The organism is Nostoc sp. FACHB-152 (assembly GCF_014697475.1).
In the GTDB taxonomy this organism is placed as follows: Bacteria; Cyanobacteriota; Cyanobacteriia; order Cyanobacteriales; family Nostocaceae; genus Nostoc_B.
Map to the genome: position 1 here is coordinate 64,063 of NZ_JACJRV010000020.1, position 20,844 is coordinate 84,906.

Annotated in this window: 21 protein-coding genes and 1 pseudogene; 11 read left to right on the forward strand and 11 right to left on the reverse strand. The window is 42.2% G+C overall.

Going from position 1 to position 20,844, the window contains the following annotated elements:
• Positions 1 to 225: 225 nt before the first annotated feature.
• The 6 genes from H6G76_RS16530 to H6G76_RS16550 all read left to right on the forward strand — a co-directional run bounded on the left by H6G76_RS16530 (position 226) and on the right by H6G76_RS16550 (position 3,804).
• Positions 226 to 1,176, forward strand: coding sequence for a MoxR family ATPase (locus tag H6G76_RS16530; protein WP_190702580.1), 951 nt, complete (start codon positions 226 to 228; stop codon positions 1,174 to 1,176).
• A 78-nt stretch (positions 1,177 to 1,254) separates the two neighbouring features.
• On the forward strand, positions 1,255 to 1,515 hold the full coding sequence (locus H6G76_RS16535) for a DUF2281 domain-containing protein (protein ID WP_190702582.1): 261 nt from the start codon (positions 1,255 to 1,257) through the stop codon (positions 1,513 to 1,515).
• Between the two features lie 2 nt (positions 1,516 to 1,517).
• On the forward strand, positions 1,518 to 1,682 hold the full coding sequence (locus H6G76_RS37095; protein WP_242056427.1) for a type II toxin-antitoxin system VapC family toxin: 165 nt from the start codon (positions 1,518 to 1,520) through the stop codon (positions 1,680 to 1,682).
• A gap of 17 nt (positions 1,683 to 1,699) precedes the next feature.
• Positions 1,700 to 1,960, forward strand: a complete 261-nt coding sequence (locus H6G76_RS37100) for a PIN domain-containing protein (RefSeq protein WP_242056428.1) — start codon at positions 1,700 to 1,702, stop codon at positions 1,958 to 1,960.
• Between the two features lie 74 nt (positions 1,961 to 2,034).
• A complete protein-coding gene (locus tag H6G76_RS16545; protein WP_190702585.1) occupies positions 2,035 to 3,354 on the forward strand; it encodes a DUF58 domain-containing protein in 1,320 nt (439 codons plus the stop codon).
• A gap of 105 nt (positions 3,355 to 3,459) precedes the next feature.
• Positions 3,460 to 3,804, forward strand: coding sequence for a XisI protein (locus H6G76_RS16550; RefSeq protein WP_190702588.1), 345 nt, complete (start codon positions 3,460 to 3,462; stop codon positions 3,802 to 3,804).
• A gap of 182 nt (positions 3,805 to 3,986) precedes the next feature.
• Here the strand turns inward: H6G76_RS16550 and H6G76_RS16555 are convergent, their stop codons facing one another.
• Positions 3,987 to 4,514 carry a DUF6174 domain-containing protein gene (locus tag H6G76_RS16555; RefSeq protein WP_242056429.1) on the reverse strand — a complete coding sequence of 176 codons (528 nt, stop codon included), beginning with the start codon at positions 4,512 to 4,514 and terminating at the stop codon, positions 3,987 to 3,989.
• A 108-nt stretch (positions 4,515 to 4,622) separates the two neighbouring features.
• Positions 4,623 to 4,781 (reverse strand): hypothetical protein, encoded by a 159-nt coding sequence (locus H6G76_RS16560; protein ID WP_190702590.1) that lies wholly within the window; start codon positions 4,779 to 4,781, stop codon positions 4,623 to 4,625.
• A gap of 176 nt (positions 4,782 to 4,957) precedes the next feature.
• On the opposite strand from H6G76_RS16560, the gene H6G76_RS16565 reads away from it, so the two are divergent.
• Positions 4,958 to 5,710 (forward strand): SDR family NAD(P)-dependent oxidoreductase, encoded by a 753-nt coding sequence (locus H6G76_RS16565; RefSeq protein ID WP_190702592.1) that lies wholly within the window; start codon positions 4,958 to 4,960, stop codon positions 5,708 to 5,710.
• A 263-nt stretch (positions 5,711 to 5,973) separates the two neighbouring features.
• On the opposite strand, the gene kdpC is transcribed toward H6G76_RS16565, so the two are convergent.
• From kdpC to kdpA, 4 genes are all read right to left on the reverse strand, one after another.
• A complete protein-coding gene (gene kdpC, locus H6G76_RS16570; RefSeq protein ID WP_190702594.1) occupies positions 5,974 to 6,582 on the reverse strand; it encodes a K(+)-transporting ATPase subunit C in 609 nt (202 codons plus the stop codon).
• The gene (locus H6G76_RS16575) at positions 6,582 to 6,830 is read right to left on the reverse strand and encodes a potassium-transporting ATPase subunit F (protein ID WP_190702596.1); all 249 of its coding nucleotides are present in this window, start codon (positions 6,828 to 6,830) and stop codon (positions 6,582 to 6,584) included. The genes kdpC and H6G76_RS16575 overlap by 1 nt, the downstream gene beginning before the upstream one ends.
• A 59-nt stretch (positions 6,831 to 6,889) precedes the next feature.
• Positions 6,890 to 9,043: a potassium-transporting ATPase subunit KdpB gene (gene kdpB, locus H6G76_RS16580; RefSeq protein ID WP_190702599.1), complete on the reverse strand. Its 2,154-nt coding sequence runs from the start codon at positions 9,041 to 9,043 to the stop codon at positions 6,890 to 6,892.
• Between the two features lie 320 nt (positions 9,044 to 9,363).
• Positions 9,364 to 11,109 (reverse strand): potassium-transporting ATPase subunit KdpA, encoded by a 1,746-nt coding sequence (gene kdpA / locus H6G76_RS16585; protein ID WP_190702602.1) that lies wholly within the window; start codon positions 11,107 to 11,109, stop codon positions 9,364 to 9,366.
• A 321-nt stretch (positions 11,110 to 11,430) separates the two neighbouring features.
• Between kdpA and H6G76_RS16590 the strand changes: the two genes are divergently transcribed.
• From H6G76_RS16590 to H6G76_RS16600, 3 genes are read left to right on the forward strand one after another with little or no spacing between them, the layout of a single operon-like run.
• Positions 11,431 to 12,138, forward strand: a complete 708-nt coding sequence (locus tag H6G76_RS16590; RefSeq protein ID WP_190702605.1) for a Uma2 family endonuclease — start codon at positions 11,431 to 11,433, stop codon at positions 12,136 to 12,138.
• Positions 12,139 to 12,197: 59 nt separating this feature from the next.
• Entirely contained in the window at positions 12,198 to 13,256 is a 1,059-nt protein-coding gene (locus tag H6G76_RS16595) for a sensor histidine kinase KdpD (protein ID WP_242056430.1), read from the forward strand.
• Between the two features lies 1 nt (position 13,257).
• On the forward strand, positions 13,258 to 13,935 hold the full coding sequence (locus H6G76_RS16600; protein WP_190702611.1) for a response regulator transcription factor: 678 nt from the start codon (positions 13,258 to 13,260) through the stop codon (positions 13,933 to 13,935).
• 106 nt (positions 13,936 to 14,041) lie between these two features.
• Here the strand turns inward: H6G76_RS16600 and H6G76_RS38260 are convergent.
• A pseudogene (locus H6G76_RS38260) lies at positions 14,042 to 14,272 on the reverse strand (hypothetical protein); the annotation flags it as partial.
• Between H6G76_RS38260 and H6G76_RS16605 the strand changes: the two are divergent.
• Positions 14,238 to 15,068: a dienelactone hydrolase family protein gene (locus tag H6G76_RS16605; protein ID WP_190702645.1), complete on the forward strand. Its 831-nt coding sequence runs from the start codon at positions 14,238 to 14,240 to the stop codon at positions 15,066 to 15,068. The pseudogene H6G76_RS38260 and the gene H6G76_RS16605 overlap by 35 nt on opposite strands.
• Positions 15,069 to 15,496: 428 nt before the next feature.
• Here the strand turns inward: H6G76_RS16605 and H6G76_RS16610 are convergent, their stop codons facing one another.
• The 4 genes from H6G76_RS16610 to pilM all read right to left on the reverse strand — a co-directional run bounded on the left by H6G76_RS16610 (position 15,497) and on the right by pilM (position 20,770).
• Positions 15,497 to 17,926, reverse strand: coding sequence for an AMIN domain-containing protein (locus H6G76_RS16610; protein ID WP_190702614.1), 2,430 nt, complete (start codon positions 17,924 to 17,926; stop codon positions 15,497 to 15,499).
• A gap of 201 nt (positions 17,927 to 18,127) precedes the next feature.
• A complete protein-coding gene (locus H6G76_RS16615) occupies positions 18,128 to 18,892 on the reverse strand; it encodes a pilus assembly protein PilO (RefSeq protein WP_190702617.1) in 765 nt (254 codons plus the stop codon).
• Entirely contained in the window at positions 18,889 to 19,659 is a 771-nt protein-coding gene (locus tag H6G76_RS16620) for a PilN domain-containing protein (protein WP_190702620.1), read from the reverse strand. Before H6G76_RS16620 ends, H6G76_RS16615 begins: the two co-directional genes overlap by 4 nt.
• 4 nt (positions 19,660 to 19,663) lie before the next feature.
• A complete protein-coding gene (gene pilM / locus H6G76_RS16625) occupies positions 19,664 to 20,770 on the reverse strand; it encodes a type IV pilus assembly protein PilM (protein WP_190702623.1) in 1,107 nt (368 codons plus the stop codon).
• Positions 20,771 to 20,844: the final 74 nt, after the last annotated feature.

Consider the following 20,844-nt stretch of genomic DNA (forward strand, 5'->3'; position numbering starts at 1 on the left):
ATCAGTCGTAAACAGGCTATTAATAGGGGTTTAACCATTGGTTTTACCCCTCTCTAACCCTATGCTTGTAAAGATGCTGTTGGCAAATGGTAGATCTGTCGCCTCGTTCAGCTATAAATTGGTGAGTTGAAACGCAAAATTTCGCGTCTCAACTCATAGTAATTTGAGGCGTTGTCCAAAATTCAGGATGAATTCTGATTCCTATTTCTAAATTCTATTCAAATTATGAGCCAAAACAATTCTGTATTTATTGACCTAGAACAAAAGTTGAATCAAATCGTAGTTGGACAATCCAGCCTCATCCAACAGTTATTAATAGCATTATTAGCAGGCGGACACGTAATTTTAGAAGGTGTACCAGGAACAGGTAAAACACTTTTAGTCAAAGTTTTAGCGCAGTTAATTCAAGGAGACTTTCGCCGTATACAACTTACTCCAGATGTTTTACCTTCAGATATTACAGGTACGAATATTTTTGACTTAAATACTCGCAACTTCACCTTAAAAAAAGGGCCAGTCTTTACCGAAGTGCTGCTAGCAGATGAAATTAACCGCACTCCTCCCAAGACACAAGCGGCACTGTTAGAAGCAATGGAAGAAATGCAAGTTACTTTAGATGGTGAAAGTTTACCCTTGCCTGATTTATTTTGGGTAACTGCCACACAAAATCCCTTGGAGTTTGAAGGGACTTATCCTTTACCAGAAGCGCAGTTAGACAGATTTTTATTTAAACTATTAGTAGATTATCCTGACCAAGCCGCAGAAAAGCAAATGTTACTCAATCGTCAAGCAGGATTTGCGGCGCGGCGTATAGATATTACTCGTTTAAAACCAGTAGCAACCGTAGCAGACATTTTACAAGCACGGCAAGAAGTTAAACAAGTGCAAGTATCGGAAAAAATTATTGATTATCTTTTAGCTTTGGTGAGGGCTTCGCGTCAATTTCCCGATTTAGCTTTAGGTGCATCACCCCGCGCTGCTGGTGCTTGGTTGCAAACATCCCAAGCAGGCGCATGGTTAGCAGGACGAGATTTTGTGACACCAGATGATGTCAAAGCAGTAGCATCACCACTATTGCGTCATCGCTTGCTTCTCAAACCAGAAGCAATGCTAGATGGTTTACAAATTGATGCGATTATTGCGTCAGTAATTAATCAAGTTCAAGTCCCACGATGAACTATGAATATAGTATTACTATAGATAAGCTTGATAAGCCAATTAATAGTTTACGTTGGTAGAAACACAAAGGTGAAAATGACAATTAAAGAACAGATTAACCAAGAACTAGAAAAATTACCTGAACCTTTGTTACAGGAAATTTTAGATTTTATTCAGTTTTTGCAAGCTAAACACCAATCAGTAAATACTCAAGTCTCTCAACCACTCATGGCAGAGCATAATTTTACCAATTCTACTGCCAATGATTTATTAGAATTTGTAGGGAGTTGGGAAAGTTCAGATATCAGACAATGCCTGCAACTAGTGCATGAAAACCGGATAGAAATTGAATTTTAATTATGTATCTTCTTGATACTAATTACTGTTCTTTCTTGATGGAGGGTCTACCTAGCGTTACCAATCACTTGCGATCGCTTGGTCAAAGACAACTGGCAACTAGTATAATTGTTGCAGGGGAGTTGCGCTTTATGGCACCAAATTCTCAACAAAAGCAGCTAACTTAATAAAAATAAATTCGTTTTTGCAGCGAATTAACTTATATGGAATTGATAAAGAAACCACAGAAATTTATGGTGACTTTAAATCAGAAATAATTAAGCATTTTGGCCCAAAAGAAAAAATTAAACGTAGCACTACTCAATTAAATACTATTGGGATTAGTGAAAATGATCTCTGGATAGCAGCTACAGCTTTACGTCATTCATTAATCATTGTTTCATGCGATAGTGACTTTGAGCGAATGCGACAAGTAAGAGAATTTACTTGGGAAAGTTGGGTTTAGTCAATTAAGAGCGCACTGAATGTAGCAGTATCTTAATCATTCCAGCGTGTTAACTACCTTCAATACTTTAAAAAATGGTTCCATCTAAAAGAGTTTACGTTTTATTGGGATTGGGAATTGCGATCGCCCCCATCCTATCCTTATTTATCACCATTCCAGTTACCATCGCTATCACTTTATTATTTGATGCGATCGTCTTAGGATTGATGATTGTGGATGGTTTGCAAGTCCGCGCTTTGCGAGTGCGAGTCAAGCGCGATTTACCGCAACGATTATCTATTGGGCGAGATAATCCGGTGATGCTGACTGTGACATCTCCTAAGGTGGATGCTGTTATTCAAATTCGTGATTACTATCCCACCGAATTTGGCGTGTCTACACCGACACTTAACGCCACTATTCCCGCTAACAGTACTCAAGAATTAACCTACACTGTCAACCCAAAAAGGCGCGGGGAATTTCCTTGGGGAAATATTCAAGTGCGACAGTTGGGAAATTGGGGGTTAGCTTGGCATGATTGGCAGATACCGTATGCTATGCCAGTCAAAGTTTATCCTGATTTATTGGGGTTGCGATCGCTCTCTATCCGCCTGACTTTACAATCATCCGGTTCCATCCGCCAATCTCGACGTATGGGGATTGGTACAGAGTTTGCAGAACTGCGAAACTATCGCACTGGTGATGATTTACGCTTTATTGATTGGAAAGCTACCGCCCGTCGGACTGGAGGTAATACACCGCCTTTAGTGAGGGTGTTGGAACCAGAACAAGAGCAAACCTTAATTATTCTCTTAGATCGCGGTCGGTTGATGACAGCACAAGTCCAAGGCTTACAGCGATTTGATTGGGGGTTGAATGCTACTTTATCTTTAGCATTAGCTGGGTTGCATCGAGGCGATCGCGTCGGGGTTGGGGTATTTGACCACCAAATGCATACATGGATTACACCAGAACGCGGTCAATCTCATTTGGGTAAATTAATTGATTGTTTGACTCCGATTCAACCAGTGTTACTCGAATCTGATTATTTAGGGGCTGTTACTAATGTAGTGCAACGGCAAACTCGCCGCGCACTTGTGGTAGTCATCACTGATTTAGTTGATGTCACCGCTTCAACAGAACTACTTGCTGCACTTTCTCGGTTAGCACCCCGCTATCTACCGTTTTGCGTCACTTTGCGAGATCCGCAAGTCGATCACCTCGCACATACATTTACTCAAGATGTCACCGCCGCTTATAGTCGTGCTGTTGCTTTAGATTTATTAGCACAACGTCAAGTTGCTTTTGCCCAGCTAAAGCAAAAAGGTGTTTTAGTACTCGATGCACCAGCCAATCAAATCACTGATCAGTTGGTTGAAAGATATCTGCAATTAAAAGCGCGGAATCAGTTATAAATTGTCATTGGTCATTCGTCATTGGTCATTTGTTCTTTTCTCCTGTACCCCATCTCCCTATTCCCTATTCCCCACTCCCACTTTCAAGTCAGAGGAGATTACCCAATGGATAAATTAACCGAATATCCTAAGTTAATTAAACGTATTTTGACTGAATATGTAGAACTGAGTAACCGCCATTCCAACTCAGATATTGAGACATTTTTGATTGTGGATGAGTCAAAAGCTAATTATATTTGGATGAATCTTGGCTGGCAAAATGGAGAACGCGTTTCTGGTATGACTGTCTATGTTCGGATTCGTGATGGCAAATTCTGGGTTGAAGAGGATTGGACTGAAGAGGGTATTGCAACTGATCTCCTTTGTGCAGGTGTCCCTAAAGAAGACATCGTACTGGCATTTCATGAGCCTAGGATGAGACAATATACAGATTTTGCTGTAGCTTCTTAGTAGAGAACTTCCAATTTTTGAATTGTACCTGTATTCCTAGTGTTGAGGCACAGATTTTCTGCAATTTTTTTCTAGAGTTAATATATTTTCTTTAACAGCAAAATCTTAAATCACAGATAAATATAGGTAATTCATCTATATTTATCTGTGGCTTTTTACATCAAATAATTTGACTTAACAATTTAATAAAGCACTTTAAAATTCTCAATTGTTAGGTAGAGTTCTTCATCGGCAATTTGGCGGCTGTAGTCTATGTTAATTTGGGTGGGATAACCAAGTTTATTGTTGTACTGTACATCAATGCTGTCTGCTTTACGAGCGATCGCATCCGAAATCACATTAAATAATTTAGGAATAGTTTTATATCTTTCAAAGTATTCTGGGTTACTTACTTCTTTACCTGTAGCTACAGATTTAATCGAAGTTGTAATCCCATCCCTCACTGTAATAACTACAGGCTCTCTCGCAGTAGGCACACAGAAACAACTTCTTGTCAAGGTATAGCGGTAATTTTTAATGTTTTTCTCTCTCCACAATTTGCGATTAACTCTAAATTGTTGTAAGGAAGAGGTCGCTGGTTTGTATTGTGCTATCTCTACAGTTGTCAAAGATGTGGCTGGGGCAGCCAAATTAAGAGGTATGAATAATCCTGCACCTATAACCACAGCCCAGCGTAGATGCATCGATTGAAATCTGAAATTTTTTAGCATTGGGAACTTTCCAAGAGTTTGGCTCTTATTAATGTTTTGCATAACACTTAAGAATTTAAGTCTTACTAATCAGCTTGTCAAGTTCCCCAGTTTACATAAATTCATATATTAGCTATGTATTGACGGCTTTTTAGCCAATTCCCGCAGATCTGGTCTGGCTTGATCTTGCCCAACTATTAGCTGAATTTGCATTGGTAATTCTAAGGGTGGTTTTAGTGGCGAAAGTTCCTTAGCCAATAACTCTCTTTCCCAAGGAATGTAAAACATTTATTTACCTCAACAAGTGCCGCTTCTATCTACTCTTGAATCAGAAATACTTGTGTCATCTTATTTCAAGAATGTACAGTAAACTGATGAGCAAACCGTATATATTTGCTTAACAAAATCTCATAGACTGCTGTAAAAAGCAAGTCATAGCAATGAAATGTTAACTGGATATCAACATGGCAAGTAAATTGGCAGGAAAGGTAGCAATAATTACAGGGGCATCTGCGGGAATAGGTGAAGCCACAGCGATCGCCCTAGCAGCAGAAGGAGCGCAAGTAGTAATTGCAGCAAGGCGTTTAGACCGCTTAGAGGCATTGGCAAAACGAATTAGCGAGAGTGGCGGTCAAGCATTACCGATAGTGACAGATATTACAGATGAAACACAGGTAAAAAATTTAGTAGATCAAGCGATCGCCACCTGGGGAAGAATCGATATCTTAGTTAATAATGCGGGGATTGCAGTTATTGGCAATATCGAAGGTGGCAATACGGCACACTGGCGGAAAATGATTGATGTTAACGTCCTCGGAGTGCTGTATACAACACACGCCGTTTTGCCTATTTTGAGAGCGCAAAATTCAGGGCATATCGTTAATATTTCCTCAGTAGCGGGGCGTACAGCTAGGGCTACTATTGGTATCTACAACGCTACTAAATGGGGTGTGAATGGTTTCTCAGAAGCCTTGCGTCAAGAAGTCTGCAAACAAAATATCCGTGTCACCATCATCGAGCCAGGTTTGGTAGATACCGAAATTAACAACCAATATGTAGACGATCCCATTGTTAAGCAGCGCAGTGAAGAACGACGTAAAACAGTCACTCCACTGCAAAGTGAAGATGTAGCAGCCGCTATTGTCTATGCAGTTACTCAACCGCCACGGGTGAATGTCAACGAAATTCTCATCCGTCCCACCGAACAGGAATGGTGATATCGTTTCTAGAACACCAATTCAGTAATGTTGGAAGAACCTCTCCCCAACCCCTCTGTCTTGAAAAGTTTTGCGCCGGGAAACCCGGACGCGCAACGCCAGTGAGGGAGCCGGGAAACCCGTCCAACGCACTGGCTCAACTTTTCGCTCCGACGCGGAGAGGGGCAGAAATATAACTCGTTTTCAACGAAGAATCAGGATTTCAAAGCTTCTCACCGCTTCGGGGAGAGGTTTGGAGAGGGGTTCTTTATCATCTGTCGAATTCACGTTAATTTATCTATAGCGAGATTTAACTTCAAAACGTTAACCCCAGGCTCACCAAAAATTCCTAGAAAGCGACCATCAGTATTTTGATTAATCAAAGTTTCTAAATCTTGGGGTTGAACTCCTCGCGCTTTAGCTATACGCGAAATTTGCGCTCTAGCAGCTTCCAGGGTAATGTGAGGGTCAAGGCTGGAACCAGAGGTGTAAACTAAATCTGCGGTAGGTTGTACACCTGCTGTTTTGAGTCGGTTGAAATCACCATCTTTACCTTTGATGCGTTCTAATAAAGCTGAATTACTAGGAGCTAAATTACTTGCACCGGATACTCCTGTTTGTAAAACTTTAGCATCGTCTTTTTTTGGGTCGGCGGTGCTGTAGCTGGTGGTGCTGGGGCGGGAGTTAAAATAGCGATCGCTACTAAATGGTTGACCAATTAAAGCAGAACCCAAAACCTGACCCCGACTATTTTTTATCAAACTACCATTAGCCTGAGATGGAAATACAATTTGTCCAAACGCAATCATCACAAACGGATAAATAACTGCGCTAATCACCCAAAGAACGATAGTAGAACGAATTGCTCTGCTGGCTTCTCTTGCAACACTCATTAGAATTTCTCCGGTACAAACATCACAAAAAACAAATAAGTAGACAGGCTCAAAGTTACTAACCCTAATAGTCCTAAAGCCCAAGCTTGAAAGTGAGAAAACTGTTCACCTGTAGCTGCATAGACAACAGGTGCAACTATTAGGTTGAGACACATTGCTAAGAAAAGATACAAAGGCAACTTTTGTTTCCGCCATTGCAACCAAATTTCGCTTACTTCTGCAAATACTTGAGGTAAAAGAAGTTTCATATAACATTCCTAAATCATTCATGAAAAAATCTGTTGCCTATTGGCTATTGCCTTAGCAATTAAGACAAAGGCAAAATTACATCGATGAGTTTGATGGCAATGAAAGGTGCAATAATACCGCCCAAACCATAAATCAAGATGTTTCGTCTTAATAGTTGGTCTGCTGTTAACGGGCGGAATTTTACTCCTGTCAGTGCAAGAGGAATGAGTGCGGGAATAATCAAAGCGTTATAAATTAAGGCTGAGATAATCGCAGATTGCGCGCTTTTTAATCCCATAATGTTAAGTGCGCCAATGCCAGCCGCCGCAAAGATGGTAGGGATAATGGCGAAATACTTAGCAATATCATTAGCGATGGAGAAGGTTGTTAACGCCCCACGGGTAATAAGTAACTGTTTACCAATAGTCACCAAATCAATTAACTTGGTGGGGTCAGAATCTAAGTCCACCATGTTAGCAGCTTCTTTGGCAGCTTGGGTTCCAGAGTTCATTGCTAAACCCACATTGGCTTGAGCAAGGGCTGGTGCATCGTTAGTACCATCACCTGTCATTGCCACCAGTTTACCTTGAGACTGTTCGCCACGAATGACGCTAATCTTATCTTCTGGTGTAGCTTCGGCAATAAAATCATCAACTCCGGCTTCTTGAGCAATAACACTTGCGGTAATGCGGTTGTCACCTGTGAGCATGATAGTCTTAACACCCATACGCCGCAGTTGGTCGAATCTTTCTCGTAAGCCAGGTTTAACAATATCTTTGAGATAAATGACACCAAAAATTTGGTCATCTTGGCAGACTGCTAAGGGTGTACCACCTAAACGAGAAACTCGCTCATAAGCTGCATCTACATCATCAGCAATGCGACCACCACGAGAACGGACAAAACCTTTAATTGCATCCACCGCGCCTTTACGGACTTCCTTCCCATTGGGTAAGTTAGTCCCACTCATCCGAGTTCTAGCTGAAAATTCCACACCTTCTGCTTGTTTGAGGTCGAAATCAACCTTCACGCCAGAACTTTCGGCTAATTTGACAATTGACCTACCTTCGGGTGTTTCATCAAATACACTAGCAGCTAGGGCAATTCGTGCTACATCTGCAACTGTATAACTATTCACAGGGATAAACTCATCAGCCATCCGGTTGCCCAAGGTAATCGTACCTGTTTTATCTAAGACTAGGGTATTAATGTCACCGCAAGCTTCTACTGCTCTCCCGGAAGTGGCAATAACGTTAAATTGTGCGACTCTATCCATCCCTGCAATTCCGATCGCACTGAGTAAACCACCGATAGTGGTGGGTATTAAAGCTACCAACAGCGAAATCAAGATTGCGACGCTTGCACCTGCACGTAAACTGTTTCCGGCTTCTGCACCAAACACAGTGCTGATAAAGTTGGCGATGTAGCCGGCAAAAGGAGGCATAGTTGCCACGACAATTAAGAAAACTTGCGTCAGTACGGCTAATAATACTGTTAGGGCAATTTCATTAGGTGTTTTAGTTCTTTCTGCCCCTTCTACTAAGGAAATCATGCGGTCAATAAAGCCTTGACCGGGATCGGCTGTAATGCGAATTGTCAACTCATCTGAGAGTAAACGTGTACCTCCGGTCACAGAAGAGGCGATATCTGTACCTGGTTGTTTGAGTACAGGCGCAGATTCCCCAGTAATGGCCGACTCATCCACCGAACCGATACCTTGAATCACTTCCCCATCAGCAGGAATCATGTCATTGGCAACTACTTTTACCAAATCGTTGCGGCGCAATTGGGTAGAATTAACTTGCTGAATCGAACCATCGGGCAGGATTTTGCAAGCAGTAGTGTCGGAACGCGTTGACCTCAAGGAATCTGCTTGTGCTTTACCACGTCCTTCGGCGACTGCTTCGGCAAAGTTAGCAAAAACGAGTGTGAAAAAGAGAATGAAGGTAATTATTCCATTTAACAGGCGTTGCTGATTGACATCTGCCTGTAACGTACCAAATAAATTCGGGTCAAGAGTGACTAAAAAAGTCACAATTGTCCCTACCCAGACAACAAACATCACGGGGTTCTTAATAGTAATTCGCGGATCGAGCTTGACGAATGACTCTTTAATTGCCCTTTGATAAAGTCCCCGCATATCTGCTTTGGGTGTGTGTCTGCGCGAGTCACGCGTTCCTTGGGGAATCCGAGGCGGGCGGGGTGAAGGGGATGAGTCTATATTGGTGGTCATAGATTATGGAGACAAGGGAGTAAGATGGCAGGGGAGCAGGGGAGAGATTAGTGAGACAAACTGGGTTGTGAATTTATAATCTGTTTTGAGCCTTTGAGGTCGAAAGTTGAGGCTTTGAGGCTGAAGTTGAGCCTTTGAGGCTGAAAGTTGAGGCTTTGAGGCTGAAAGTTGAACCTTTGAGGCTGAAAGTTGAACCTTTGAGGCTGAAAGTTGAACCTTTGAGGCTGAAAGTTGAGCCTTTAAGGTCGAACGTCGAGCCTTTGAGCTTGAAAGTTGAACCTTTGAACCGCAAATTTCAAGCTTGACCAATAACCATTGACTTACCCAATCCCTTTGGCAATCCAAAAAGCTTCACCGATGGGGCCGAATGCTAAAACTGGAAAGAATGTCAGTGCGCCGAGGATTAAAATTACACCTGCGGTTACGCCTGTAAATAATCCGGTGTCAGTTCGCAATGTTCCGACGGTGAATGGAACTTGTTGTTTGCGAGATATACTATCGGCAAGTAACAGCAAACCGATAATCGGAATGTAGCGTCCAGCGAGGAGACTGAAGCAAGTACTGAGGTTCCACCACAAAGCAGTTGCAGTAGTTTTTGCACCAGCAGCAATAGCTAAAGGTGAAGGTTGCGAATCGCCTAAACCTTCAAATCCCGAACCGTTGTTAGCCGCCGCCGAGGCATATTCATAAAGAACTTGAGCAAAACCATGAAAGCCGGGATTACTAATTCCTGCTAGTTGTTCGGGAAATGCTAAGGCGATTCCGGCGGGAATCATAATGGCAATGGGGTGGACTAAGAGAATTAAAAAACTCGCAAGTACCACTTCACGCTTTTCAATTTTGCGTCCGAGGAATTCTGGTGTGCGTCCTACCATTAAACCTGTGACGAATACAGCCAAAATTAAATAGGCAAATAAGTAAGCTGTTCCTGTACCTTGTCCACCCCAAATGATTTGCAAGAACATATTTGACAGGGTGACAAAACCACCGTTGGGCATAAAGGAATCATGCAAACTATTAACAGCACCGCACATGGTTCCGGTTGTACTGACGGCAAATAATATAGACTGCACCCAACCAAACCGGACTTCTTTTCCTTCTAAGTTCGGTTGCGTACTTCCTAATAGTGAGTTCACCGCCGGGTTGCCGTTATATTCACCAAGGGCAGTAATAATAATGAAGACTAGATAAATAATGCCCACCATGCCATAGACTAACCAAGCTTGTTTGGTGTTGTTGGCAAACAAGCCATAGGTGTAAATCAAAGATGTGGGAATCGACAGCATCGCCACAATCTCAATTAAGTTAGAAAACCCGTTGGGATTTTCAAAAGGGTGGGCTGAGTTGATGGCGAAAAAGCCGCCGCCGTTTTCTCCTAGCTGTTTGATGATTTCAAAATGGGCAACGGGGCCACGAGCGATCGCCTGACTAATATTAGGATCTTCTAAGGTAGGGAATACAACTGGCCCGGCTAAAGTTTCAGGAACACCAGCCGCCATCAATGCAATACCACCCACAATACAAATCGGTAGCAAAATTCGCGTAATTGAGCGAATTAAATCTACATAAAAATTACCCAACGGTCTACCAGTCAACCCACGAATAAAGACAATTCCCACCGCCAAACCAGTCGCCGCCGAGGTAAACATATGATAACCAAGACCCCACATTTGGCTGGCATAGCTGAGGTATGTTTCACCAGAATAATGCTGTTGGTTAGTGTTAGTAATAAAAGATATAGTTGTGTGTAATGCTGTATCCCAAGTTGGTGCGCCTATCTTAGTAGGGTTGAAAGGCAACAATCCTTGATTCATGATGATGAAGAATATCAGCAACCCCATGACTATGTTGCTGTATAAGATAGCTCTAGCATATTGCCAACCTGTCATATTGTCTTTAGTTGCAACACCAACCAAAGAGTACAGCAAGCGTTCAACCGGGTTTAAAATTGGGTCGAGAAAAGTGCGTTGTTCTTGGTAGACACGCGCCATATATCTCCCAAAAAAGGGAGTTATTGTTACTACAATTAGTAGCGTTAATCCTATTTGTATCCATCCTTGCAGCATGAGTTATACCAATTGATAATTAGTAACTTGTCATACAAATTGTTAATTTACTTAGATCATCAATTGTTTTGCTAAGAGATACAAGATATAGAAGATATAAAAACAGGTTTATTTTTGATTTATGTAGCGTTTATTATGTCTATATTTATCGTTTAGAGCGTTTATATCTGTTCCTAGTAGTTCATCCTATTAATTCTGATGAGTCGGGGATCTCGCAGCACCATAAAATTAATAAGACAAAGCAATAATAGTCTGGGCAATGCCTACCCTACGAATACTCCTTAAAATGAGATTAATAGTTAAATTGCTGTAAATCAAAATATGATTACACGTCCTAGCACAATGATTATTCCTCTCTCAACCCTTCCACCTTTGGAAAACGGTGATAAACTCACTTGCGCTGAATTTGAGCGGCGTTATCATGCTATGCCTGAAGTGAAAAAAGCAGAACTGATTGAAGGAATTGTGTATATGGCATCTCCGTTGCGTTTTAGAAGTCATGGCAAACCCCATGCTTACATTATGGGTTGGTTGGCCTTATATGAATCTGCTACCCCAGGGGTAGAGTTGGGTGATAATGCCACTGTGCGCTTAGATGCAGATAACGAACCTCAACCAGATGCTTGTTTACTGATTACTCATGAGGGACAGGCGCGTGTTAGCGATGATGACTATATTGAAGGTGCGCCAGAGTTAATTGTGGAAGTTGCAGCTAGTAGTGTTTCTCTAGATTTACACGATAAGTTAAAAGTCTACCGCCGCAATCAAGTGCAAGAATATTTAGTGTGGCGAGTTTATGACGCTGAATTCGATTGGTTCAATTTACAACAAGGGGAATATGTTCAGCTTGCACCGAACGCTGATGGTGTGATTTGCTCCCAAGTTTTTCCAGGTTTATGGTTAGAGAAAGCAGCATTATTAACCGGAAATTTAGCCAAAGTTTTAGAAGTTTTGCAGCAAGGTTTGACAAGTGCAGAACACCAGAGTTTTGTAGAAAATCTCGCCACTAAGGGCAAGGGTGATCAATAAAAAATGCCCAATAAACAATGAGACTATTTCCAGTGAAATTCCTGTCTAATAACTCTCAAATGAGCAGATTTACAGTCATCTTAGGACTATTTCTCACTGTAATATTGCTGGAGTTTGAAACACCAACTGAATATCTATTTGGATATCTTTATACAGGGCCAATCTTATTAACAAACTCCTGGTTTGGGGGAATTGCCACCTTTCAAGCAACATTGATTGCTGTGAGTTTAACAATATTAAATCTTTTCTGGCCAAGTGCCGAAGTTATCAAAGCATCAACGCTTGCCAGTAGAGCGATCGCATCAATGGCATTGATTGTAACAGGTGTGTTAAGCGATCGCCTGCGTCGTTCTCAAGAAGCGATCGCCCTCACCCGTGCCAAGCTAGAATCTCAAGAGGAATTAGTTAAAGTACGAGAAGATTTTGCCTCTACACTCACCCATGATTTAAGAACACCTTTATTAGGGGCAATTGAAACCATTAAAGCATTTCAACAAGAAAAATTTGGTTCAGTCTCATCCACCCAGCAACAAGTCTTAGATACAATGGCACGTAGCCATAAGACTTCCTTACAACTGTTAGAAACTTTATTAGATATCTATCGCAACGATACTGAGGGCTTAAAGCTAGAATTAGCACCTGTAGATTTAACCCAATTAGCACAAGAAGTAGCTGATAGTTTGATTGAATTAGCCGCCAATCGTCGTGTTCATCTGGTAGTGAGTTATGGTGATTCTGATTGGCAACGTGCATTGTGGGTTTTTGGGGATGCACTGCAACTGCAACGAGTTTTTTATAATCTCTTAGTGAATGCAATTAATCATTCACGGCGCGGTGAAAGAGTAGAAGTAGTATTAGAAGGACAAGCTTCTTCTCAAGTAGTGAAAATTTTAGATACAGGTGCAGGAATTGGGACTGAACAGTTCCCTTATTTATTTGAAAGATTTTATCAAGGACATAGCGACCGCCAAGCCAAAGGTTCAGGATTGGGGCTTTACCTATCTCGCCAAATTATTGAAGCCCACGGAGGTATAATTTGGGCAGAGAACAGAGTTCCAACTGGTGCTATATTTGCTTTTAAACTGCCCGTTTATCCACTTCCATCATTAACCGTGTGAAATGTCATCTACCCCAATCAAAATTCTGCTTGTTGAGGACGATGAACTTTTCCGATTAGGCTTGCGTGTGCGATTGCAGCAAGAACCAGGATTAGAAATTGTTGCTGAGGCTGAAGATGGTGAAACAGCCATCGAACTAGTCAAGCAAATTCCTGTGGATGTGGTGCTGTTAGACATAGGTTTACCAGGACTTGGCGGAATTGAAGCTTGTAGACAAATTAAACAGCAAAATCCCCAGTTGCCAATTTTAGTTCTTACTTCCCATTCCCAAAAACCTCTAATTACCCGTTTGATCGAAGCAGGGGTACAAGGTTACTGTCTCAAAGGAATTCCAGCCGAAAAATTACTGTTAGCACTGCGTTCTGTGGCGAGTGGTGCTTCTTGGTGGGATGCAACAGCAACACAAGAAATTCGTTCTTCTTTTGTAGGGGAACCATCGCCACCGGAGTTAGAACATATTACCAAGCTTGCTAATCCATTAACTGGACGCGAACAAGAAATTTTGTCCCTGTTAGCAGCCGGAAAAACTAATCAAGAAATTGCTCAGGCATTGTATATTGCACCTGGAACAGTACGCGTTCATATTCATGCAATTTTACAAAAATTAGAAGTCAGCGATCGCACTCAAGCTGTAGTTGTCGCCTTACAAAAACACTTAATTAAAAGCACTTCTATTTAATTGATGAACCAAAAGAGACTATCAAAAAAGCACTAATATGTAATACTTAGTAATATTGATTGTTAGTAAATCTAACTATTCCCGCTTCTGATGGCTAGTTACTGTCCTGACTTTTCACGTTATGTGGAAAAGCTAATACCAAACCTAACCCCCCAGCCCCCTTCCCTACGAGGGAAGGGGGAGAATTCAAAGCCTCTCTCCTCGTAGGAGAGAGGTTTGGAGAGAGGTTTTCCAGATACCGTGAAAAATCAGAGTTCCTGTCAGGTAAGTTTTCACCTTGAAACATCAGACTTATAAAAATGATAAAAGAAATATCACGTCGCCAATTTATCACCACTGCTACCTTAACGACAGGCTTTGTCCTCGCAGTGCAACCTATTTTTGCCGAAGTGATTACCACCGATAGCAAGGGATTAACGGCTGGCGCAGTGAAAATTCCTGTCAAAGATGGTGTTATCCCTGCTTATAGGGCTGTACCAGCTACAGGTAAGAATTTTCCAGTTGTGTTGGTGATTCAAGAGATTTTTGGTGTTCACGAACATTTACAGGATATTTGCCGCCGCTTTGCCAAATTGGGATATTTAGCGATCGCCCCAGAATTATTCGTGCGTCAAGGCGATGTGTCAAAATTAAGCAACGTAGACGAAATACGTCAGATAGTAGCTAAAGTTCCCGATGCTCAGGTGCTATCTGACTTGGATGCGACAGTTACCTGGGCAGTGAAATCAGCTAAAGGAAACGCCGATAGGATAGGAATTACAGGCTTTTGCTGGGGTGGTCGGATTACTTGGCTGTATGCTGCACACAATCCCCAAATAAAAGCAGGTGTAGCGTGGTATGGCAGACTCGTAGGTAAAGCTACCGAACTGACACCCCAGCATCCCGTTGATATTGCATCAAAATTAAACGTGCCTGTCCTCGGATTATATGGCGGTAAAGATACAGGCATCCCTGTAGATACAGTAGAACAAATGCGCGAGCGTCTCAAATCCAGCAGCAGCAAATCGGAAATTATCGTCTATCCAGATGCACCCCATGCCTTTTTTGCCGATTATCGCCCATCCTACCGCGAGAAAGAAGCCAAAGACGGTTGGCAACGTCTGCAAAAATGGTTTAAGCAACATGGGGTCTAATATCAAGTTTGCTTGATTAGTTACTCAACTCGAAAAACCCCACCCCGCCACAGCTACGCTTTGTCTCCCCTCCCCGTCAACGGGGCTGCGGTGTACACACAAGTTATTGAATCACTACCAGCCCTTGAATTACCCCACCCTAACCCTCCCCTTGTCAATGGGAGGGAACTGTTTCCCCCCTTGACAAGGGGGGATTAAGGGGGGTAAAACGCGGATCTTAAAAGCAACTCCGATTTGTGTGTACACGGTAGCCTTTCCAAGGGGAGCCACTGCGTTGCGGAGGTTCCCTCCGTTGTAGCAAGTGGCGTGGGATTAAGGGGGGTAATTAGATTTGTGTGTACACGGTAGGTGTACGGGGAGGGGGTAGAATGATCGTGGATCTTTATTTCACACAATTAAAAACACGATATTGTTGCTTACCTAAAAGCTTATCGCTTAGGCAAACTCAAACCACGACGCTCAAGAATTTGCCGCACCTCTGGGCTAGGAGTGTAGTTATAACCGTAAGAAGAGTTTTCCGAATCATCCATAACTTGAGGTGTGAGCAACACAATTACCTCATTACGTTGATTGGATTTGTTCGTTCTTCTAAAGAGTGAACCAATTAGTGGAAGATCACCCAGAATAGGAATCTTAGAAACAGTTACTCTGTCCTGGTCTTGAATAATACCTGAAAGAATTAATGTCTGACCGTCACGTAAACGAATCAAACCAGAATTGAGCGAGCGTTCAGATACTAAAAATATACTTTGACTATTACCGCCAACATTAATTTCTGCTGAAGATTGAGGAGCTTTAACAATAGGAGCTACAGATAATGAAACAAAACCATTATCGTCAATTCTGTCTACTTTCACAGCTAATGTTAGTCCTACACTCGTCTTCTCAGCCGTAACTGTTTGCACAGCAGTATCACTACCGCGAGTTATTTCGTTCTTAATATTTCCTACTACTTCTTGAGTTAGGTTAACATTAGCGGTTTGACCTTCTTGGACAATTAAGGTGGGATCAGTCAGAATTTTGGCATTGCCGCTTGTAACCTGAGCTTGCAAACTAGCAAGGAAGCGTTTTGGAAACTGAAATAAAGTTGGCAAAGATGTAGTAGCTGAACCAAGAGTACCTCGTGCAACACTAGATGTACCATCAGCATTTCTTGTAACGATTGTATCTGTTGCTGGAGTAATATTGGAAAAACCTGGCTGTAAAGGATCTCCAGTAGGCGGAATAGGTTGATAGAAAGTACCGGAGCCTGGATTAGCAACTCTGGTGGCGTTACCGTTAGCATCTATTACTACTGTACCTGGAGTAGTTCCTGGAATCGATACAGATCTGTTTGGATCTACGAAGGGAGAGCCTTGAATTGGATTCCTAATGACGGGGGTACTAGATACACTATTTGCTGCTTCAGCACTAGTAGCTGGTCTAGACCCGCCAAAATTGAAGGATGCCGCACCACCATCACTAACAAAAAAGTTATTACCAACACCAAAAGAAAAACTGGTGTTATTGTTATGTGTGTTTAAAAGGTTAACATCGACAATCTTGACGTTAACTGCCACTTGACGACGACGAACATCGAGCTGGGTTAGTTGAGAGATGGCCATATCAATCTGTTTGGCAGGCCCAATCAACGTTATAGAATTAGTACGCTCATCTCCTAATGCCTGTAAACCTCGCAGTAAAGGTGTTGTGTATTTAGATTCATCAAGGGAGAGACGTTCAATTTTAGTTTCTGTAGTTGTTTGGCTTTGAGTAACTGGGGTACCTCCACCGCCCACAGGTATAGCACTCACGTTAGTCACTTGCCTTTCTCTGGTGACGGCACTTTCAGCACCCATCCCAACTAAAAAGTTTAGAGCAACTCCCACAGTTACCTGATTAAGCCGCAGACTACGCACAACTACATCACGGGTAGAATTAGGTAACTTAGGCCCGACAAAAACTGTACGACCATTGCGGTTAGCTTCTAAACCACTCAACCGCAAGACATAATTAAACACATCTTGCACTGGCTCGTTTTCTATATCTAAAGAGATTGTTTGACTGCTATTAGCTGGAGCAGCACCTTGCTGACCTCCAGATGCGTCACCACTGATGTAAGCCAAGTTTAAATTAGCAGCACGGGCAAGCAGTGATAAAACCTCGCGCACTGGTGCATCTCGCAATACCAACCGAGGTACGCGTTCTTGAGTCCCTAAATCGATATTAGTTGGAGAAGCATCTGTAGTAGAAACTGAGATGTCTCCGACTGGCGGCGCAACGGCTCTAGGCAAAAAAGGAGGAGCCTGACTGACTGGTTGACCTGGCCCAGCTGCTTGGGCTGTTTTGCCATCAATACTAATTTGTGGGTTAGGAACAAGAACATCAGGCTTTTGACTTGGTTGAACTGCTACCGGAACATTTGCTGGCGCAGTGGGTTGTGTCGGTGTTGGTGCTGATGCTGTAGTACCTCCCGACGGTGTAAAGCCGAGGGTGATTATGTCATCTTTGCGTGTTACTGGTTGACTACCGGGTGCGTCGTTACTCCCTGTAACAATTACCCGAATGCTATTAGCATCTAACTGAGCAACTTCAACAGAGGCAATTCCTGGTGCAGGGTTTTCTTGACGAAAACTATTACCTTTGCGGAGACGCAGTTGAGCGTTAATAATATCAGAAACTAAAGTTTTACCGCGTTTAGTTGTAAATACTTGTGGGCGAGCGCCTGAGGATGTTTTTAAAACAACACTAATGCCACCATCAACAGGATTTAACTTGACATCATTAACTTGAGTTACCTGCGCCCACACTGGTTGAGCCGCTAAAAATGTCAAAGCAGCAACACCCAATATTAAGCTATTACCGTGAAGCTGTTTCACAGTTCATTCCTCACTTTATAAATATTTTTAAGCAACAATTTTTGAGAAAAAGCACTCATACCAATTCGCAATGACGCTCGCAGGCTCGCTACCGCTCCGCTAACGCAATTCGCAATTTGCAATTAAAAAATTTAGATGCAGCAAAGCTTTTAGGGTTTACATCTGTATCAAACTTTTCGTGAAATGGTATCAGCAGTTTTACTACTTCTTGGCAGGCACTTTAGCCGCAGCCGCTATTTCTTCTGGCGTAAGGGGCATCAAAGCCTGTAGTTGAAAGGATGTAGTCAGTGGTGCAGGCCCTATTTGACGAATAGCTTTACCTGCTTGGTTAGTAGTTTGTACTGGAGCCAATACAGACTGATAATCTTTAACTATTAATAAAGGCTGTAAACGCTCTATATTACGCAGAATAGATTGTGTTTGTTCATAAGTGCCGACAATTTCGACATTAATGTTCATGCGTTTGAGCTTGCCATTAACACCTACACCCAAAGAGCCATCCATTACAGGTTCTGCTTTCTCAGTAGCTGGTGCAAACTTCTGGAGTTTGGCTTTAAAAGCATTCACAGGAACTTGTACATTGCCAGACTCAACCAAGCGATTTAAATCTAATAGCAAAGTATCTAAAGTTTTCTCATTAGAAAATAAACCTAAAACTTGAATTTTTTGTTCCTTTGCTTTAGCTAAATCTTGTTTTACTTGCTCTATTTGTTTGATAACAGCTTTTTTTTGGTCTATTTGACCTTGTAAATCGCTACTTTTTGCTTGCTGCTGCTGATAGCTATCCCATGCTGGCATCACAAGGTTCAGCACTATAAACAATGCTCCAAGTACCCCTACAACCCCCCCTACCATTCCAATGATTTTAGGGGTAAAGCTAATACCAAAAACAACAGGGTAGGGTGATGCGGCTGAATCAAATTCCCCACCTTGGTCTACAAAATTGAGATCTTCACTCAGCGTCATTTCGGGATGACTCCTGTTTGTTGGATAGTGTGAATTCGAGATACTAGTCCTACCGTCCCTTTTTGTTCTAACTCCCGAATTAATTCAGAAGCAGGAACATCACTTAAAATCGATTGGATAGTATATTGAACTACTGGTGGCGGTTTAATTGGTGTTTTGTTTCCGTTAGATGCGGCACTGGGTGGCAAGGGTGCATCTACTAAGGTGGCTGTTACAATCTTGGTTTCGGAAGACTTGAAAAATTGCGACTGTTGCAGACTTAATAAGAAATCATTGACATCGTTAAAAGAGCGCGCTGCTCCAGTAATTTCGATACCCCCAGCCGGGTTAAGTGACGGCTGTCCTTCAGCCGCAGCAACAGGTGGTAATTGTTTGACTGTCTTGATTTGAACTAGGGCCGGAATGCGATCGCGCAAATCTTGTAACATTGCAGACCAAGGACGAATCTGATCAAATACAGAAACTAAACTTTGAGTTTCTGCTTTAACTGCATTCGTTTCTTCCTTGATTTTGTTAATATTTCCTACTTCTCCATCTAATTTAGTGATTTCTTGTTCTAGCTGTGATATGTTCTGCTGTAGTTCGTCATTTTTCATTTGCAGCATCCACCAACCAGCCCCAGCTGCAATTGGCAGACATAAACCTAAACCAACTCCTAAAAAGATGGGTCTTGGATCTCCAGATGGAAGTTTCGGCCCTGTATTTTTTTGATTATCTTTTTGATAAGCTGGGCGGTCTTTAAGAAAGTTAATATCCAAACTGTACATACTGTTACACCTCTCGCATTCCCAGGCCGAGTATTATTCCTAAGCCAGAGCGTTGTGTAGTTGGGTATTTTTGTTCATCAATTTCTAAAGACAAAGCCCCAACAGGATCTATTTGGATGGTTGGCACACTCAAGCGTTGTGTGAAAAACTCGTCTAGCTGTTGCAGTCCACCGCCTGGCCCAGCTAACAAAATCTGCGCTATCTCCAAATTTTCACTCTGATTTAGGTAAAAATCGATAGAACGGCGCAATTCATCTGTAAGTTCGCCCAAAACCCTCATCATTGCCGCCATACCAGGGTTAATCCCCGTCACACCAGTTTGCCCACCGTCCATAGGAGTTGCAGGGATAGTCATTTCCTGCAAAAGTTCCATATCCCGTGAAGCGGGTAAACTCATCGCCCTAGCCAGTGCCACTTGCATTTGATAAGTGCCAATAGGCACGGTGCGCGAAAATTGCGGCACTCCGTTAACAACAATGGCTATTTCTGTACTATCGAACTCTATATCAACCAGTACCACTGCTTCTTGTGGCCCAAATTGTCGCAGTTGGTCACGAATAGTCCGAATTAGAGCAAAACTATTAATCTCTAAAACATCAATTTGCAACCCTGCTTGCTCAAAAGTACTAATATAGGTATCTGTTACTTCCTTGCGAGTAGCAACTAACAATACCTGTACCTTTTCTATACCATCCTCATCTACAAAATACCCAAGTTTTTGATAATCTACATCAGCCTCTTCACGGGGATATGGTAAATACAAACCAGCCTCATGGTTTAACACCATTTCCCGTAATTCTTTATCATCTAACTCGGCTGGCACTGGTATGAGACGTACAATAGAATCTCGTCCAGGTACACAAGTAGCAACACGAGAAGCCTTGATTTTACTTTCAGCCAGTGCTTGCTGGATGATTTGCGCCATTGTTGGGGGGTCAGCTATTTGACCATCTGCTACCACACCTTCAGGGACTGGTACGGATGTCAAAGATTCCAATTTCAAGCCTTGGCGTTGCTTGCGTAACTGAACTATATTCACCCGTTCTGGTGCAAGTTCGATGCCAACCCCTTTATTAGATTTGCCAAACAGATTTTTGAAGCTTTTCACCACAGTTCCGCCGGACTACTAAATTAAAAATTTAAATTGTAAAGGCAATATATTGCGTCTTTACGGGTAATTGATTT